The sequence below is a fragment of the Pseudomonas sp. WS 5411 genome (assembly GCF_012985595.1).
In the GTDB taxonomy this organism is placed as follows: domain Bacteria; phylum Pseudomonadota; class Gammaproteobacteria; order Pseudomonadales; family Pseudomonadaceae; genus Aquipseudomonas; species Aquipseudomonas shahriarae.
In genome coordinates, this window is the sequence record NZ_JAARMC010000028.1 from 16940 (window position 1) to 33572 (window position 16633).

Here is a 16633-nt window from a genome sequence, read left to right on the forward strand (position 1 = left end):
TTGCTCGCCACAACACGAACCCGCGACAGCCATCAAGTGCGACGAAGCAGCAACGCCGCCACCGCACACAAGGTCAGCGCCACACACGCCAGGTAGAACGCGTCGCTGTAAGCCATCAAAAATGCCTGGTGCCGCACGCTCTGGTCGAGCAACCCCAGCACTTGCTGCTGCTCCGGCCATTGCTCCTGCAACAAGCCGCCGTTCGGCAAATATTGCTGTAAAGCCGGTTCGAAAATGCTCAGCGATTCACCGATGCGCGCCGAATGCACCTGCTCGCGCACCACCACCAGTTGCGCCAGCAGGGCCGTGCCCACCGCGCCGCCCAGGTTGCGCAACATCGAGAACACTGCCGAGGCCGAGCCGGACTGTGCCTTGGCCAGCCCATGCACCGCCAGCACCGACAGCGCCACCATGATCAGCGGCTGGCCAATGCCGCGCACCACGATCGAGGGGATGATCACGTTGCTGGCGCTGTCTGCCGACAAGTGCGCGCCCATCCAGCAGCCCAGGGCCATGATCGCAAAACCGGAGGCCACGAGAATTTTTGCGCTCAACCACTTCATCAGTCGTGGCAGGAACGGCGCCAGCACCAGTTGCACCAGGCCATAGGCAATCAGGCTGACGCCAATTTCGCTGGCGTTGTAGCCCTGCATCTGTGACAGGTAATTAGGCACCAGGAATACCAGGCCGTACGTGCTGGCACCGAAGATAAACATCGCCACACTGGCCACGCCAAAGTTGTAGTGCGCCAACAGCCGCAGGTTAATAAAGCTTTTGCGGCCCCACAATTGCCGGCTGACAAAGCCCACCAGGCCCATCGCCGCCGCCACGCTCATCCAGCCGATAAACGCCGAACCGAACCAATCCTTGCGCCCGCCCTCCTCCAGCACGATCTGCAACGCCCCCAGGCCCAGGACCATGCAGGCGATGCCCAGCCAGTCGCCCTGGCGCAACAGCCCAAGGTTCATCGGCTGGCGGTCAATGGACCAGGCCACTGCCGCCAACAGCGCGATACCGGGAAACAGTTGCAGGTAGAAGATCCAGCGCCACGAGTACACATCGGTCAGCCAGCCACCAATGGACGGCCCTGCGGCCTGGGCCACACTGTTGGCCAGGCTGAACAGGGCCATGCCCAGGGGGATCTTGCTGGCAGGCAGTTCGGTGATGATCAACTGGAACGATAACGGAATCAGCACCGCCCCCGCCGCCCCCTGAATGACCCGGATGATGATCATCACCGGCAGGTTCGGCGCCATCGAACAGGCCACCGAGGCCACCAGGAAAACCCCGGAGCCCCACAGCATCACCCGCCGCAACGAGAACACCTGCACCAGCCACGCGGTGAGCGGGATCATGATGATTTCCGCCACCAGATAGGCCGTGGAAATCCATGAGCCCTCCTCGAACGTGGCTCCCAGCGCACCTTCGATTTCCGGCAGGGCGGCGCTGGTGACATGCACATTCATGCCGGCCATGAAGCAGCCGAACAAACCACCGATCACCGCGACCCAGGCGCGAAACGAAACGTTCGAGGTGCGCCCATCAGCCTCCATGGGAACCGTCCTGCTGGCTGGCCGGGCGGGTGTCCACCGTGGCGATCACGGACATCCCCGGCAAGATCACGGGTGCATTCGTCTCGTCGGCCACCAGGCGGATCTTCACCGCAAAGCGCTGCACGATCTTGGTGAAATTGCCGGTGGCGTTGTCCGGGGGCAACAAGGCGAACACCGCGCCGGAACCGGGGGCGATGCTTTCGATCTGGCCGCGCCAGTGCTGGCCGGAAAAGCTGTCCACCGCGATATCGACCGCCTGCCCCGGCGCCATGTGCTGCAACTGGGTTTCCTTGTAGTTGGCGATCACATAGGCCTGTGCCACCGGCACCACCGCCAACAAAGGCAGACCCGGCATCACATACTGCTGGCGGCGGACCTTACGCTGGCCCACTACGCCGTCGAACGGCGCGCGGATCGCTGTGTCATTCAAGGCATTCTGGGCCAGGGCCAGATTGGCCTGGGCCTCGCCCACCCGGGCCTGGGATTCGGCGATCCGCGCCTTCGCCTGCTGGCGGCGCGCCTGCAGCACCTGGCACTGGGCCTGCTGCCGGGCCACTTGGGCACGGGCTTCGGTCACGGCTGCCAATGCCTTGGCCCGCCCGGCGCTGGCGGTTTCCAGGCGCTCGCGGGTGGCGATCTGTTGATCCACCAGATCGCGGTAGCGCTGGAAGTCCAGGCGCGCACGATGGGCCTCGGCCTCGCTGCTATGCAGGGCAGCCTGGGCCTGGGCGATACGTTGCTGCTGCTCGTCGAGCCGTGCGTCGAGGGTGGTCAGGCTGGACTGGCGGGCATTCGCCGCCGCCCGGGCTTGCTGCAACCGCGCCTGGGTGCTGCGCAGCTGCTCGACAAAATCACGCTCATCCAGGCGCACCAGCACATCCCCGGCCTTGACCGGCTGGTTGTCCTCCACCAGCACCTGGGCCACATAGCCGGCAATCCGCGGGCTGACGGCGACCCAATCGGCGCGCACGTAGGCGTCGTCGGTCTCTTCCAGAAATCGCCCCAACTGCCACCAATACGCGGCAAACAGCCCCGCCCCCAACAGCGTCACCAGTGATGCGCCCGTCAGCAGGGCGCGGCGATGGCGCTGCATCAAGCTGGGAGTGGATGGCAGGATCGCGGGTTCAACAGCCTGGTTCATGGCTTGGCTCCAAGGGCAGCAAGGGGTAAGGGTTGAGGTTGATCATTGCGTTGCCAGCCACCGCCGAGCGCCTGGAACAGGTCGATCTGGCGGTTGATCAAGCGCAGGTCGGCCTGGGCCACGCGGGCCTGGAGGTTGACCAGATTGCGCTCGCTGTCCAGCAGTTGCAGGGCATCAAGGGCTCCGGCCCGATAGCTGCGGGTGGCCAGCTCATGGGCCTGCTGGCTGTTGTCCAGCGCGGCCTGCAGGGCTTGGCGGCGCTGTTGTTCGCCCTGGTACAGCGCCAGGGCTTGTTCGACTTGTTTCAAGGCACGCAGTACCGTGCCGTCGAAACGCGCCTGGGCCTCGCGCGCCTGGGCCCGGCGCTGGCTCACTTGGGCCTGGGCAACGCCGCGCTGGGGAAAGCGCCAGGACAGCAACGGCCCCACGGAGTACACCAGCGCTTCACTGGTCCCCAGCTTGCCCAGGCTGCTCGCGGAGGACTCCAGCGCGGCCCCGAAGGTCACCCGTGGATACAACTCGGCGCGAGCGACACCGATGGCCAGCGTGGCCGCTTGCAGTTGGCGCTCGGCACGGCGGATATCGGCCCGCCGCTGCACCAGCGCCCAGCCATCGCCCACCGGCAGCGGCGCCTGCAATTGTGGGCGCCGGGCACAGGTTTGCCGGGCCACCTCCAGGGGCGGCACGCCACTGAGCACCGCCAGCTCATACAGGGCCGCTTGATAGCGCGCGGTCAACATCGGCAGCGGCGCACGGGTTTCTTCCAGCAGGCCATTGAGGCGCGCCAGGTCCAGCGCCGTCGCCGCGCCGGCCTTCTGCAGTGTGCGAGTGACGTCGACACTGCGCTCCAACACCTGCACCGAATGACGCTGCACCTGGCGGCTGAACGCGTAGACACAGGCCTGGCCATAGGCCCGGGTGGTCTGCGCGGCCACGGTCACCCGCCATTCGTCTTCCAGCGCCCGCGCCGCATCCGCATCGGCACGGGCGGCGGCCAGGCGATAACGCACCTCGCCCCAGAGGTCGAGGGTGTAGCTCAGGGAAAATCCAGGGGCGTGGCTCCACTGGGCCTCGGCCTGCTCATCGCGGGCCTGGGCCAGGGTCTGGTCGTCTCGGCTGCGGCCGTAGCCGACGCCGTAGGTCAGAAGAGTCGAGGGTTGGCGTTCGCCATCTACCTGCTCCAGGCGCGCCAATAGCGCGTCGACATGGGCGGCGGCGGCGGCAAGGTCTTGGTTATGGTTCAGGGCCTGCTCTACAAGCCGGTCCAATTGCGGGTCACGGTAAAGCTGCCACCAGCGCTCGGGCAGCGGTTGGGCCGCTGACCCGCTGGACAATTGCGGCGCCGCCCGGGCCGTCAACTGCGCTGCGGGCTCGTCGGGCAGGCCACGGCATCCGGCTAGCGCACCCAGCAGAAGCAGGGTCAGGACTGCCGGGGGGCGACTGCTGGTGGAGGGATGAACGACAAGGCTGGGCATCACAAAACTCGCTGAAGAATGAGCTTTGCAGATTAGGCATGCGCCCTGGCGGATTCGCCCGCGCCAGGGCCATGTATCGTCGCCAAACGGACAATTGGGTTACATGAAGCAACATCAGGCCTGGGGACGAAAATGACTCGGCGGATAACCCAGCGAGCGACGAAACATCGCGCTGAATGCACTCGGGCTCTGATAACCATGTTCCAGCGCCACCTCCAGGATCGAGGCGCCCTGGGCCAGCAGCTTCAGGCTCAGGGCCAGACGCGCACGCTTGCGCCATTCGCCAAAGCTCATGCCCAGTTCCCGCTGGAAAATCCGGCTCAGGGTGCGCGCACTCATGTTCAGGGTGTCGGCCCAGGATTCCAGGCTGCTGTCATCGGCCGGGTTGCGGATAAACCGGGTACACAACCTGGCCAGGCGGGCTTCGCCAGGCACCGGCACATGCATGGCCACCACCGGCGCGGCCAGCAGCTCCATACGGATCACTTCCACCATGGCCTGCAAGCGTGGGCTGTTGACTTCACCGGCGATCAGCGTCGCCGCCACGATCAGCTCGCGCAGCAGTGCCGAGACCTCGATCACCTGGCAGGTGCGGCCCAGGCTCGGCTCGACCTCGGGCATCAGGAACAGGGTGCGCATATGCACTTCGCCGGCCATGCGAATCTCGTGGGGCGTCCCGGCGGGTACCCACAACGCATGCCCGGAGGGCACCAGCCAACTGCCCTGGGCCGTACTGACCACCATCACCCCGGTGACGCCGTGGATCAATTGCGCCTGGGTATGACAATGGGGATGGACCACTTCGTCGTTGCGGTAGTTGTCGGCATAAGCCTCAAGCCAAGGCCGGTGCACAGTTGTCATGGGCTGCGTCTCACGTCGTTAAGCCACTGATTCTAACTAAAAGCCCGTTGGCGAAAACGATAGATATAGACAGCCATCGTCGCATTCCAGACAGGCCACTGAACTTGTGCCCCGCGCCGTCAGTCAGCTGAATGGACTTCTGGAATAAAGGCTGGATGGACAATGCGCATCTCGTTGGAACAACAAGTCGCCGTAGTCACCGGCGCCAGCTCCGGCATTGGCGCGGGGGCCGCCAGGGCGCTGGCTGCGGCCGGCGCGGCAGTCGTGGTGAACTACAACAGCCAGGCAGAACCCGCCCAGGCCCTGGCCGCACAGATCAACCAGGCCGGTGGCCGGGCCCTGGCGATCGGCGCCGATGTGTCCAGGGAAGCCGATGTCGAACGCCTGTTCGCGCAGACCCTCGACGCCTTCGGCCACCTCGACATCCTGGTGGCCAACTCGGGCCTGCAAAAAGACGCCGCCATCAGCGACATGACCCTTGAGGAGTGGAACGCGGTGATTGGCGTCAACCTCACCGGCCAGTTCCTCTGCGCCCGCGCCGCCCTGCGTATTTTTAACCGCCAGGGCGTGCGAGCCGGCGTATCCCGGGCCGCCGGCAAGATCATCCATATGAGTTCGGTGCACCAGTTGATCCCCTGGGCCGGCCACGTCAATTACGCGGCCTCCAAGGGCGGCGTCGAGATGCTGATGCGCAGCCTCGCCCAGGAAGTCAGCCACCAACGGATCCGCATCAACGGCATCGCGCCGGGGGCGATCCGCACCGCCATCAACCGCGCTGCCACCGAGGGCGATGCCGAACAGCAGTTGCTGAAATTGATCCCCTATGGCCGCGTCGGCGACGTCGAAGATGTGGCCAACGCCGTGGTCTGGCTGGCCAGTGATGCCTCCGACTATGTGGTGGGCAGCACCTTGTTTATCGACGGCGGCATGAGTCTCTACCCGGAGTTCAAAGACAATGGTTGATCTGAAAAACGAAGCGCAAAGCGCCATCGACGCCCACGGCATTATCGGTGACATGCGCAGTGCGGCGCTGATCAACGACCAGGGCAGCATCGACTTTTTCTGCTGGCCGGAATTCGACAGCCCGTCGATCTTCTGCTCGCTCCTGGACTCCCCCGCCGCCGGGATTTTCCAGTTGACCCCGGACCTGCCCCAGGCGCGCCGGGAACAGATCTACCTGCCGGATACCAATGTCCTGCAAACCCGCTGGCTGAGTGATGACGCCGTGGTGGAAATCACCGACCTGCTGAGTATCAGCGATGACGTTGATGACCTGCCCCTGCTGATCCGCCGGGTGCGCGTGGTGAGCGGCAAGGCCACCCTGCACCTGCGCTGCGCGGTGCGCCATGACTATGCCCGGGCACCCACTCGGGCCACCGCCGATAACGCTGATGTGTGCTTCGAGGCGCCGGGCCTGCCTGGGTTGCGCCTGGCCAGCAGCGTGCCGTTGCAGATCGCAGATGACGCCGCCGTCGCCTGCTTTACCCTGGACCAGGACCAGGGGGCCGAATTTGTCCTTGGCGGCCGGGAAGACATACGCGTGGCCAGCGACGGTACCGACCTGCACCTGCAGCACACCCTGAAATTCTGGCGCGGCTGGCTGGCCCAGTCCAACTACCGCGGCCGCTGGCGGGAAATGGTCAATCGCTCGGCCCTGGCCCTGAAGCTGCTGACCTCGCGCAAACACGGCGCGATCCTCGCAGCGGCCACCTTCGGCCTGCCGGAAGCCCCCGGCGGCGAACGCAATTGGGATTACCGCTACACCTGGATCCGCGACGCCTCGTTCACCGTCTACGCCTTTATGCGTCTGGGTTTTGTCCAGGAAGCCAATGACTACATGCGCTGGTTGCGCGGGCGCGTCAGCGATTGTTGCGGGCAGCCGATGAAAATCAACATCCTGTATGGCATCGACGGCCGCCAGCAATTGCCGGAAACCGAGCTGAGCCACCTCAGCGGCCACGGCGGCGCGCAACCGGTGCGCATTGGCAACGAGGCCTTTGACCAGGTGCAGCTGGATATTTTCGGCGAACTGATGGACGCGGTGTACCTGGTCAACAAGTACGGCGAAGCCATCTCCCATGAGGGCTGGAAACACACCCTGGAAGTAGTGGACCAAGTGTGCGAAACCTGGAACCAGAAAGACGTCGGCATCTGGGAAATGCGTGGCGAGCAACATCACTTCCTGCATTCGCGGCTGATGTGCTGGGTGGCACTCGACCGCGCGATCCGCCTGGCCTCCAAGCGCTCGCTGCCGGCGCCGTTCGCCCGCTGGGACCAGACCCGCCAGGCGATTTATGAAGATATCTGGAGCAACTTCTGGAACGCAGAACGCGGGCATTTCGTGCAGCACATCGGCAGCACTGCCCTGGATGGTTCGATGCTGTTGATGCCGCTGGTGCGTTTTGTGGCGGCCACCGACCCGCGCTGGTTATCGACCCTGGACGCCATCCAGAAAAGCCTGGTGCGCGATGGCATGGTCTACCGCTACCGCAATGACGACAGTCAAATTGACGGTTTGCAAGGCACAGAGGGGGCGTTTACCGCCTGTTCATTCTGGTACGTCGAATGCCTGGCCCGCGCGGGGCAAGTAGAAAAGGCCCATCTGGAATTCGAGCAACTGCTGCGCTATGCCAACCCGCTGGGGCTGTATGCCGAGGAATTCGACAGCCGGGCGCGACATCTGGGGAATACACCGCAGGCATTGAGCCATTTGGCCTTGATCAGCGCGGCGACGTTTCTGGATCGCAAGTTGAGCGGGGAGAAAACCGTGTGGCAACCTTGAGAATCGAGCAGCGAAGTGAAACCCTTGTAGGCGCTATCAGGCAACTTCAACATTGGCTGTACTGACGTCATCGCAGCCTCGCTAACGCTCGACAGCTCCCACCTTTGATCTTTGCGACCTTGAGCGAGCTATCTGTCTGCCTCCTCCTGTATTCAAGGAACGAATATGAACCCGCCCCTGGCGCCCGAAAATGTTCAGTCGATACCTATGCCAACCGCACCACACCACGTGGATACTTTCCCCACCCTGCACACCGAACGCTTGCGGCTCCGGGAGTTGACCCCCCACGACGCCCCGGCGCTGTTTGCGATCTATCGAGATGCCGAGGCCATGCCTTGGTTTGGCATCGACCCCATGACCGACATATCCCAGGCCCACGCCCTGATCGCCACCTTCGCCCACTGGCGAACCCAGGCCAATCCGGGCACGCGCTGGGGCCTGGAATACGCTGGCGAGTTGATGGGCACCTGCGGGCTGTTCAAATGGAATCGCCAGTGGAACAGCTGCGCCCTCGCCTGCGAACTGGCGCCGTCAGCCAGGGGCAGCGGCTTGATGAGCGAGGCTTTGCGCAGCGTGCTCGACTGGGGCTTTGCGCAGATGCAACTGCACCGTGTCGAAGCGCTGGTCCATCCGCGTAACCTGCCGTCCCAGGCACTGCTGGGCCGGCTGGGCTTTACCCGCGAAGGCGTGCTGCGCGAGGCCGGGTTTTGGGCCGGTGGCTACCAGGATCTGCACGTGTTTTCGCTGCTGGCCCATGAACACGTAAAGGTTTCGCGCTAAAGTCCAGGCTCCCTGCTGTGACCCGAACGGAGTCCCAATGAGCCCCTCGATCGCGCTGCTGTATATCCGCACTCCCATGCTCGATATCGCCTACGAAGCCCATGGCCCGGCCGAAGGTGAAGTGGTGATTCTGCTGCACGGTTTTCCCTATGACCCTCGCGGCTACGATGCCATCGCGCCGGTGTTGGCCGAGGCTGGTTATCGCGTGCTGGTGCCTTACCTGCGCGGCTACGGCCCGACCCGGTTTGTGCACGCCCAGGTGATGCGCTCCGGCCAACAGGCGGCGCTGGCCAAGGATCTGCTGGACTTCATGGATGCCCTGGCCATCGACCAGGCCGCCCTCGCCGGTTATGACTGGGGTGGGCGCGCCGCGTGCATTGTCGCGGCGCTTTGGCCCGAGCGCGTGCGCTGCCTGGTCACTGGCGACGGTTACAACATCCAGGACATCGCAAAGTCCATCCAGCCCCGCGCGCCAGTCACCGAGCATCGGTTGTGGTACCAGTTCTACTTCCACACCCAACGGGGTATCGATGGCCTGACCGCCAACCGCCGCGAGTTGTGCGAACTGTTGTGGTCGCTCTGGTCGCCCTCCTGGGCTGCGGGGCCGAGCCTTTACCCGCAGACGGCACCCTCGTTTGATAACCCGGACTTTGTGGAGGTGGTAATCCACTCCTATCGCCATCGCTTCATGTATGCCGAGGGTGATCCGGCGCTGGAAGTGATTGAACAGGCGCTGGTGCAACCACCGCCGATTTCGGTGCCCACCATTTCGCTGTGCGGTGCCGACGACGGTGTCGGCCCGGCTCCCGAGGTGGATGACGACGTGGGTAATTTCAGCGGATTCTATCGGCGCCGGGTGCTCGCCGGGGTGGGCCACAATATTCCCCAGGAAGCACCACAGGCCACGCTCGATGCACTGTTTGAATTGCTTGAACAGACTCAGGCCGGCGCCGAAAACCGCTCGCGATAAAGCTGCGGGGTGATCGACAAGGCGCGGATAAAACTGCGGCGCATGGTTTCTTCGCTGCCAAAGCCACATTGCGCGGCGATGCGTTTGATTGCCACGGCGCTGTCGGCCAGTTGCCGGCGTGCGGTTTCCACGCGGATCAGTTCCACCGCCCGGGCCGGGGTCTGGCCGGTTTCGGCGCGGTAATGGCGTACGAAGCTGCGTTCGCTCATGCCGCACGCGGCCGCCAGGGTCGCGATGTTCAAGTCCAGGTGCAGGTGCTCGGCAATCCACCCATGCAATTCGCTGAAGCGGCTACCGCCCTTTTGCAGGGACAGGGTGACGCTGAACTGCGACTGGCCACCGGGGCGCTTGAGAAACACCACCAGGTGCCGCGCCACTTCCAGGGCCACCGCGCGGCCCAGGTCCTGTTCCACCAGGGCCAGGCACAAGTCGATGCCGGCCGTGACGCCCGCCGAGGTCCAGAGCGAGCCCTGCTGGATAAAGATCGGGTTGGCCTCGACCTGCAACCTGGGGTATTTGCGCGCCAGTTCCTCGCAGCGCGTCCAGTGGGTGGCGACCCGACAGCCATCGAGCAGGCCACTGGCGGCCAGCAGAAAGGCGCCGGTACACACCGAAGTCATGCGCCGCGAGTGCCTGGCTTTTTGCCGGACCCACTCCACCAGTTGCGGATCCTCGGCCGCCCCATACACGCCCCAGCCGCCAGCAATCACCAGGGTGTCGCAGGGCGTGTCGGCGCCAGGCAACGGCTCGGCCACCAGGGCCAGGCCGGCGGAGGTCATCACCGGCTCGGCCTGGGCGGCAATCACGTTGACCGCATAGGGCAACGGCAAGCCTTGCTGGCGCGCCAGGTCGTTGGCCGAGGCAAACACTTGCAACGGTCCGGTGACGTCGAGCACCTGCACATTGGCAAAGGCGAGCACATGGATGATTTTCGGCATGATTGGCGTGATTAGTGGGCTCAATGGCGTATGCGCCAAAGCCTAGGCCACTAGAGTGAAGCCGTCCATCCCTCTTCCTGGAGTTTGACCATGACCTTGCAGATCGGCTTTGTGTTGTTCCCCGGTATTCAGCAACTGGACCTCACCGGCCCTTACGACGTGCTGGCGTCGTTGCCGGAGGTACGACTGCATCTGATTTGGAAAGACCTGGCGCCGATCACTTCCAGCAGCGGGTTGGTGCTGTCGCCGACCACCACCTACGACGACTGCCCTACCCTGGATGTGATCTGCGTGCCGGGCGGCTCGGGGGTTGGGCCATTGATGGAAGATGAGCCGACCCTGGACTTTCTGCGGGCGCAATCCCAGACCGCACGTTATGTGACGTCGGTGTGTACCGGCTCGCTGGTGCTGGGCGCTGCGGGTTTGCTGCGCGGGCGGCGGGCCACCACGCATTGGGCCTACCACGACATGCTGGCCACCCTCGGCGCCACGCCGGTGCAGGAGCGCGTGGTGCGCGACGGCAACCTGTTTACCGGGGGAGGCATCACTGCGGGGATCGACTTTGCCCTGACCCTGGCCGCCGAGCTGTACAGCGAGGCGGCGGCGCAGTTGGTGCAGTTGCAGCTTGAATATGCGCCGGCCCCGCCCTTCAATGCCGGCCGCCCGGACACTGCACCACAGCAGGTACTGGACGAGGCGAATAAGCGCACCGCTGAATCACGCAAGACCCGGGGCGAAATTGCCGCACGGGCGGCGGCGCGGCTGGGCTGAAGGCCGAACTATTTTCCCCTGTGGGAGCGGGCTTGCTCGCGAAGACGTCGGCCCAGCAAACATTGATGTTGACTGACCCACTGCTATCGCGGGCAAGCCCGCTCCCACAGGGGATGTGCGTCGGAGCAAAAGCTTGGGCCACACCACAAATCAAAGGTGGGAGCTGGCTTGCCTGCGATGGGGGTATACCAGCCGCCAACAATAGTGGCTGAACCGCCGCTATCGCGGGCAAGCCCGCTCCCACAAGGAGAGGCACCTGCCGTCTACAAGGTGCGTGGCATCAGCGCCAGGCGCACGGCCAATACTGTCAGCACCGTGGCCAACCCCCATTTCTGCAAGCCGGCGGTTCTTTTACTGCCGGCGAAAAACCGGCTGATCGCCCCGCCAAAAACCCCGAGCACGGCATGAAACACCCCGGCAATCAGCGTCAGGACCAGGCCCAACTGCACCAATTGCAGGGCAATGGGCCCGGCCTCGGGCTTGACGAACTGCGGCAGGAACACCATGAAAAACAGCAGCGCCTTGGGGTTGAGCAGGCTATTGAGCATGGCGCGCATAAACACCCCGCCCAGGCGTACCCGCACAACCTGGGCGGTGTCCAGGGATGGCTTTTTTTGCAGGGTCTTGAACGCCAGCCACAGCAGGTAGACCACGCCGGCATAGCGAATCAGGTCAAAGGCCGGCGGCCAACTGGCCACCAGGGCGGTGACGCCGGTGGCGGTCAAGGCGGTCAGCAGCAGGTCCGCCACCCCGATCCCCAGCCCGGCCGCCACTCCACCCCGCCAGCCATAACTCACGCCATGACTGATGACAAAGGCCATGTTCGGCCCGGGCGACAGCAGCAACAGCAGCACGGAACCAGAGAAAACCGCGAGGGTTGCGAGATCGATCATGCTCAACTCATCCGCCAGGGAAAACCCAAGATTAGTCTCACCGCGCCCCCCGCGACCAGCCTCCAGGCACAACACCTGAAGATAGGTGATTGCCCAATGCCACGGGCCACGTCTAGAATGCGAACCGTTATCAATTAAGACGCCTGCGCCAGGACGACTATGTCGAGCGAATACCCAGCGGATCATGCGGCAATCGGCCAGCTCTACCAGGCCCACCATTCCTGGTTGCATGGCTGGTTGAAGCGGCGCACCGGTTGTCGCGAGCATGCCGCCGACCTGGCCCAGGAAACCTTCGTCCGCCTGCTCAATAGCCGCAAGCAGCACAGTTTGCTGCAACCCCGGGCCTACCTGAGCAGCATTGCCCGCAGCCTGATGATCGACCAGTATCGGCGGCGCGAACTGGAACGCGCCTACCTCGACAGCCTGGCCCATTTCCCCGAACACCAAGCCCCTTCGCCAGAAACCCGCCTGCTGATCCTCGACAGCCTGGAGCGCATTGACCGCCTGCTCGACCAACTCAAGCCACGGGTGCGCGAAGCCTTTTTGCTGGCGCAACTGGACGGCCTGACCTGCCCGCAGATCGCCCAACGCCTGGGCGTGTCCAAGGCCACCGTGGAGCGCGACCTGGCCAAGGCCCTGCACGCCTGTTATCGGTTGCGCTATGCCGACTGCTGACCCGCGCCTGGTGGACCAGGCCATCCAATGGATGATCAAGCTGCGCTTCAACACCACCGATGACGCCAGCACCGCCGCGTTTGAACGCTGGCTGGCCAGCAGCGCCGAACACCAACTGGCCTGGCAGCGGGTCACGACGATGAATGATGATTTTCGCCATCTGCCCGCCCAACTCGGTCGCCAGACCCTGGACAGCGCGCGCCGACGAATCAGCCGCCGCGAGGGCTTGAAGCTGCTGGGCCTGGTGGCCGGGGGCGCCGGGTTGACCTGGCTGGGCCGCGACTACACGCCGCTGCCGGGGCTGCTGGCCGAGTACCGCACGGCCACCGGAGAGCAGCGCTGGATCAGCCTGGATGACGGCAGCCGTATCCAACTCAACAGCGCAAGCGCCATCGACACTGCGTTCAACCGCGAACGGCGCCTGGTGCAGCTGCGCCAGGGCGAGATGCTGATTGATACCGGCAGCGATGGTCGTTCGCCCCGGCCCTTCTGGGTACAGACCCACAACGGTTATCTGCGGGCCCTCGGTACGCGCTTTATGGTCCGCGAAGAACCCCAGGGCACGCTGCTCGCGGTGCAACAGGGCCAGGTCGCGGTGTTTGCTGGGCACGCATCGGGCGCTGCCCGGCAAGTCGTCGCGTACGGCGAACAGGTGTTGTTCAACCGCCTCGCAATTTATCCGCCACCCGCCACTGGCCTCGACCCCTGGGCCTGGAGCGACGGCGTGATCAGCGCGCGCAATATGCGCCTGGATGACTTCCTCAGCGAACTGGGTCGCTACCGCCACGGCGTGTTGCGTTGCAGCGAGGCCGTCGCCGGCCTGCGTGTGTCCGGCACTTATCAGGTGGGCGACACCGATCAGGTGCTGGCGTTGGTGGCCCAGGCATTACCGGTCAGTGTCACTTACCGCAGCCGCTATTGGGTCACGGTCACCCCGCGCACCGCCCGCTCCTGAAAAATAAATGAGGTGAATTCTCATTGCCGTTCGACCTGTAAGGAAAGGCCGATCAACAGGCCCGTTCTGTCCACTTCCTTCAGGAGCAACCCGCGGTCATGCAAGCGTTCCCCTCAAAAAAATCCCCCCTGCGCCAAGCCGTCAATGCCGCCCTGCTGGGTGCCTGCCTGGCAAGTGCCCTGCCCGGCGGCGCCCTGGCCCAGGAGCCGGCACGCGACAGCCAGACCCGCGCCTGGAACATTGCCCCTGGCCCACTGTCCAGCGCCCTGGATCAATTCGCCCGTCAGGCCGGCATCAGCCTGTCTTTTGACGCCAACAGCGTGGCCGGCAAGCACAGCGCGGGCCTCACCGGCGCACTCGACAGCGAGCAGGCCCTCGGCCAACTGCTCCAGGACCAAGGCCTGCAAGCCCAGCGCCAAAGCGACAACAGCTGGTTGCTGCTCCCGTCGGTGGGTGAATCCGGCGCGCTGAACCTTGGCGCCACCACCGTCACCGGCGAACGCCTGGGGGCCACCACCGAAGGCAGCGGTTCCTACACCACCGGCGCGGTGACCATCGGCAAGGGCCAGCACAGCCTGCGGGAAACCCCGCAATCGGTGAGTGTGATGACCCGCAAGTTGATGGATGACCAGAACATCCACACCATCGACCAATTGCTGGAGCGCACGCCGGGGATCACCACCTACGAATCGCCCATGGGCGGCAAGTATTTCTATTCCCGCGGCTTCAAGATGCTCGGGCAGTACCAGTACGACGGCGTGCCGCTGGATATGGGCAAGGACTATGTCCAGGCCGACAGCTTCACCGCAAACATGGCGCTGTATGACCGGGTGGAAGTGCTCAAGGGCGCCGCCGGCATGCTCAAGGGGGCCGGCACCGCCAGTGGCGCGGTGAATTTCGTGCGCAAGCGGCCCCAGGACAAGCCCACCACCAGCCTCACGCTGTCGGCCGGCACCTGGGACAACTACCGCGCCGAAGTGGATACCGGCGGCCCGCTGAACGACAGCGGCACCGTGCGCGGCCGGGCAGTGGTCAGCCAGCAGAATCGCGGTTCGTACATGGATATTGCCAAGCGCCAGGACCAGGCTATCTACACCGCCCTGGACATGGATATCAGCCCCGACACCACCCTCGGTTTCGGCGCCAGCTACGAAGACGTCGACGCCACGCCGTGCTGGGGCGGCATCCCGCGCTACAGCGACGGCAAGAGCATCGGCCTGAGCCGCTCCACCTGCCTGGGCCAGTCCTGGAACGACTGGCAAAGCCGGCGCACCACGCTGTTCGCCGACCTGACCCACCACTTCAATGACGACTGGAAACTCAAGGTCAGCGCCGTTCACAGCCGCAACCTGCAAGACATCAAATACGCCGCCAGCGAAGGCACCGTGGCCTATGGCGATCCGGCCCCCACGGCCAACAGCTACGCCGCCCTGTTTGACTACGATCACAAGGACTATGGCCTGGACGCCTACATCGACGGCAAGTTCGAAGCCTTTGGCCTGGAGCATGAGCTGATCCTCGGCGCCAACGGCAGCCGTGGCAGCCAGGACGATGTGTACGCGATCCGCAACCTGCCCCAGCGCCAGACCATCTACCAGCCCAACCATCACTTCCCGGAGCCGGCCGACGACACGTTCTGGCCGAATATGTACCGCGGCGGCACGGTCAAGGAGACCGCCACCCAGTACGGCACCTACGCCACCCTGCGCCTGCGGCTGGCCGAGCCGTTGCTGCTGGTGGTCGGCAGCCGCGTCAGTTGGTTTGAAAACCGCCGCCAGTCCAACAACCTGGCCTGGGGCGAGTGGAGCGTGCAGGATGCGCGCACCAAGGAAACCGGTGAAGTCACGCCCTTTGCCGCGCTGATCTATGACCTCAACGACAACCTCTCGATCTATACCAGCTACGCCGATATCTTCCAGCCACAAAGCTCCTACGCCACCGTCAGCGGCGCGGCCCTGAAGCCGAAGATCGGTGAGAACTACGAGCTGGGGATCAAGGGCGAATGGTTCGACGGGCGCCTCAACAGCTCCCTGGCACTGTTCCGCGCGATCGAGAAAAACGCTGCCGAGACCGACTACATCGCCCACTGCGGCACCTCGGCCGACGGCTTCTGCTACAGCGACACCGGCAAGGTCCGCGCCCAGGGCGTCGAGGCCGAGATCAGCGGCGAACTGCTTGAACGCTTGCAAGTCTTCGGCGGCTATACCTACACCCAGACCAAGACCCTGAACAATATCGACAGCCAGGCCGAGGGCCGGGCGTCCACCAGCTACGTGCCACGCCATATGTTCCGGCTGTGGGGCGATTACCAATTGGATGGTGCCCTGTCGAAATGGACAGTGGGCAGCGGCGTCAGCGCCCAAAGCAGCAACTATCGGGTCCAGACCATCAAGCTGGAACAACCCGGCTACGCCTTGTGGAGCGCGCGCCTGGCGTATCAGGTCGATAACACCTGGACCGTGGCGTTGAACGGCAACAACCTGTTCGACAAAAACTACTACCAGACCGTGGGGACCGCGTCCTGGGGTAACTTCTACGGCGAGCCGCGTAACGTCACCGTGAGCCTCAAAGGCGACTTCTGATCCCCATCCCCCTGTAGGGGCCGGCCAGCCGGCTCCTATCCCCGTCAAAAAAGCTTTGCCCGCCCAGCAGGATAATTGGCGTTTTTGTTCCTACACTGCAAAAAGCCATCACTCATTCTCAATAAATCTGAAAAACCAATAACAAATGTCAACAAACCGTCACGACAAGAGTATCTTATGACACTCGACGGCAAAACCCTTGCGAAATGTCAAAACCTTGACATGGCACCCATAAGGAGCCATTATTTAGCCACTAT

The 16633-nt window shown here is 64.1% G+C and carries 14 protein-coding genes; 8 read left to right on the forward strand and 6 right to left on the reverse strand.

Annotated elements, in window-relative coordinates; genetic code table 11:
* Positions 1-32: 32 nt before the first annotated feature.
* From HBR93_RS24195 to HBR93_RS24210, 4 genes are all read right to left on the reverse strand, one after another.
* Entirely contained in the window at positions 33-1553 is a 1521-nt protein-coding gene (locus HBR93_RS24195; protein ID WP_115127921.1) for an MDR family MFS transporter, read from the reverse strand.
* Positions 1543-2694 (reverse strand): HlyD family secretion protein, encoded by a 1152-nt coding sequence (locus HBR93_RS24200; protein WP_057439103.1) that lies wholly within the window; start codon positions 2692-2694, stop codon positions 1543-1545. Before HBR93_RS24200 ends, HBR93_RS24195 begins: the two co-directional genes overlap by 11 nt.
* Complete coding sequence (locus HBR93_RS24205; protein ID WP_169961243.1) at positions 2691-4169, reverse strand: TolC family protein; 1479 nt, start codon at positions 4167-4169, stop codon at positions 2691-2693. Before HBR93_RS24205 ends, HBR93_RS24200 begins: the two co-directional genes overlap by 4 nt.
* 114 nt (positions 4170-4283) lie before the next feature.
* Complete coding sequence (locus HBR93_RS24210) at positions 4284-5030, reverse strand: helix-turn-helix transcriptional regulator (protein WP_057439104.1); 747 nt, start codon at positions 5028-5030, stop codon at positions 4284-4286.
* 162 nt (positions 5031-5192) lie between these two features.
* On the opposite strand from HBR93_RS24210, the gene HBR93_RS24215 reads away from it, so the two are divergent.
* From HBR93_RS24215 to HBR93_RS24230, 4 genes are all read left to right on the forward strand, one after another.
* A complete protein-coding gene (locus HBR93_RS24215; protein ID WP_057439105.1) occupies positions 5193-5993 on the forward strand; it encodes a glucose 1-dehydrogenase in 801 nt (266 codons plus the stop codon).
* Positions 5986-7812 (forward strand): glycoside hydrolase family 15 protein, encoded by a 1827-nt coding sequence (locus HBR93_RS24220; protein WP_169961244.1) that lies wholly within the window; start codon positions 5986-5988, stop codon positions 7810-7812. The genes HBR93_RS24215 and HBR93_RS24220 overlap by 8 nt, the downstream gene beginning before the upstream one ends.
* 165 nt (positions 7813-7977) lie before the next feature.
* Positions 7978-8592, forward strand: coding sequence for a GNAT family protein (locus tag HBR93_RS24225; protein ID WP_233093305.1), 615 nt, complete (start codon positions 7978-7980; stop codon positions 8590-8592).
* A gap of 37 nt (positions 8593-8629) precedes the next feature.
* On the forward strand, positions 8630-9562 hold the full coding sequence (locus HBR93_RS24230) for an alpha/beta hydrolase (protein WP_169961245.1): 933 nt from the start codon (positions 8630-8632) through the stop codon (positions 9560-9562).
* On the opposite strand, the gene HBR93_RS24235 is transcribed toward HBR93_RS24230, so the two are convergent.
* Entirely contained in the window at positions 9532-10500 is a 969-nt protein-coding gene (locus HBR93_RS24235; RefSeq protein WP_115127916.1) for a DJ-1/PfpI family protein, read from the reverse strand. The genes HBR93_RS24230 and HBR93_RS24235 overlap by 31 nt on opposite strands.
* 90 nt (positions 10501-10590) lie before the next feature.
* Between HBR93_RS24235 and inhA the strand changes: the two genes are divergently transcribed.
* Complete coding sequence (inhA, locus tag HBR93_RS24240; RefSeq protein WP_115127915.1) at positions 10591-11271, forward strand: isonitrile hydratase; 681 nt, start codon at positions 10591-10593, stop codon at positions 11269-11271.
* Positions 11272-11534: 263 nt separating this feature from the next.
* Here inhA and HBR93_RS24245 read toward each other — a convergent pair whose 3' ends face one another.
* Positions 11535-12164, reverse strand: coding sequence for a LysE family translocator (locus HBR93_RS24245; RefSeq protein WP_057959064.1), 630 nt, complete (start codon positions 12162-12164; stop codon positions 11535-11537).
* Positions 12165-12323: 159 nt separating this feature from the next.
* Here HBR93_RS24245 and HBR93_RS24250 point away from each other — a divergent pair, with 159 nt between their 5' ends.
* The 3 genes from HBR93_RS24250 (at position 12324) to HBR93_RS24260 (ending at position 16376) form a co-directional block, all read left to right on the forward strand.
* On the forward strand, positions 12324-12839 hold the full coding sequence (locus HBR93_RS24250) for a sigma-70 family RNA polymerase sigma factor (RefSeq protein WP_057959063.1): 516 nt from the start codon (positions 12324-12326) through the stop codon (positions 12837-12839).
* On the forward strand, positions 12826-13794 hold the full coding sequence (locus tag HBR93_RS24255) for a FecR domain-containing protein (protein WP_169961246.1): 969 nt from the start codon (positions 12826-12828) through the stop codon (positions 13792-13794). The genes HBR93_RS24250 and HBR93_RS24255 overlap by 14 nt, the downstream gene beginning before the upstream one ends.
* A 98-nt stretch (positions 13795-13892) precedes the next feature.
* Positions 13893-16376, forward strand: a complete 2484-nt coding sequence (locus HBR93_RS24260) for a TonB-dependent receptor (protein ID WP_169961247.1) — start codon at positions 13893-13895, stop codon at positions 16374-16376.
* Positions 16377-16633 lie beyond the last annotated feature (257 nt).

Excerpts from the sequence above, each read along its gene's own strand:
- HBR93_RS24215 (WP_057439105.1), top strand. The coding sequence starts at position 5,193 with ATGCGCATCTCGTTGGAACAACAAGTCGCCGTAGTCACCGGCGCCAGC.
- HBR93_RS24230 (WP_169961245.1), top strand. The coding sequence starts at position 8,630 with ATGAGCCCCTCGATCGCGCTGCTGTATATCCGCACTCCCATGCTCGAT.
- HBR93_RS24225 (WP_233093305.1), top strand. The coding sequence starts at position 7,978 with ATGAACCCGCCCCTGGCGCCCGAAAATGTTCAGTCGATACCTATGCCA.
- HBR93_RS24250 (WP_057959063.1), top strand. The coding sequence starts at position 12,324 with ATGTCGAGCGAATACCCAGCGGATCATGCGGCAATCGGCCAGCTCTAC.
- HBR93_RS24210 (WP_057439104.1), bottom strand. The coding sequence starts at position 5,030 with ATGACAACTGTGCACCGGCCTTGGCTTGAGGCTTATGCCGACAACTAC.
- HBR93_RS24255 (WP_169961246.1), top strand. The coding sequence starts at position 12,826 with ATGCCGACTGCTGACCCGCGCCTGGTGGACCAGGCCATCCAATGGATG.
- HBR93_RS24200 (WP_057439103.1), bottom strand. The coding sequence starts at position 2,694 with ATGAACCAGGCTGTTGAACCCGCGATCCTGCCATCCACTCCCAGCTTG.
- HBR93_RS24260 (WP_169961247.1), top strand. The coding sequence starts at position 13,893 with ATGCAAGCGTTCCCCTCAAAAAAATCCCCCCTGCGCCAAGCCGTCAAT.
- HBR93_RS24245 (WP_057959064.1), bottom strand. The coding sequence starts at position 12,164 with ATGATCGATCTCGCAACCCTCGCGGTTTTCTCTGGTTCCGTGCTGCTG.
- HBR93_RS24235 (WP_115127916.1), bottom strand. The coding sequence starts at position 10,500 with ATGCCGAAAATCATCCATGTGCTCGCCTTTGCCAATGTGCAGGTGCTC.
- HBR93_RS24195 (WP_115127921.1), bottom strand. The coding sequence starts at position 1,553 with ATGGAGGCTGATGGGCGCACCTCGAACGTTTCGTTTCGCGCCTGGGTC.
- HBR93_RS24220 (WP_169961244.1), top strand. The coding sequence starts at position 5,986 with ATGGTTGATCTGAAAAACGAAGCGCAAAGCGCCATCGACGCCCACGGC.
- inhA (WP_115127915.1), top strand. The coding sequence starts at position 10,591 with ATGACCTTGCAGATCGGCTTTGTGTTGTTCCCCGGTATTCAGCAACTG.
- HBR93_RS24205 (WP_169961243.1), bottom strand. The coding sequence starts at position 4,169 with ATGCCCAGCCTTGTCGTTCATCCCTCCACCAGCAGTCGCCCCCCGGCA.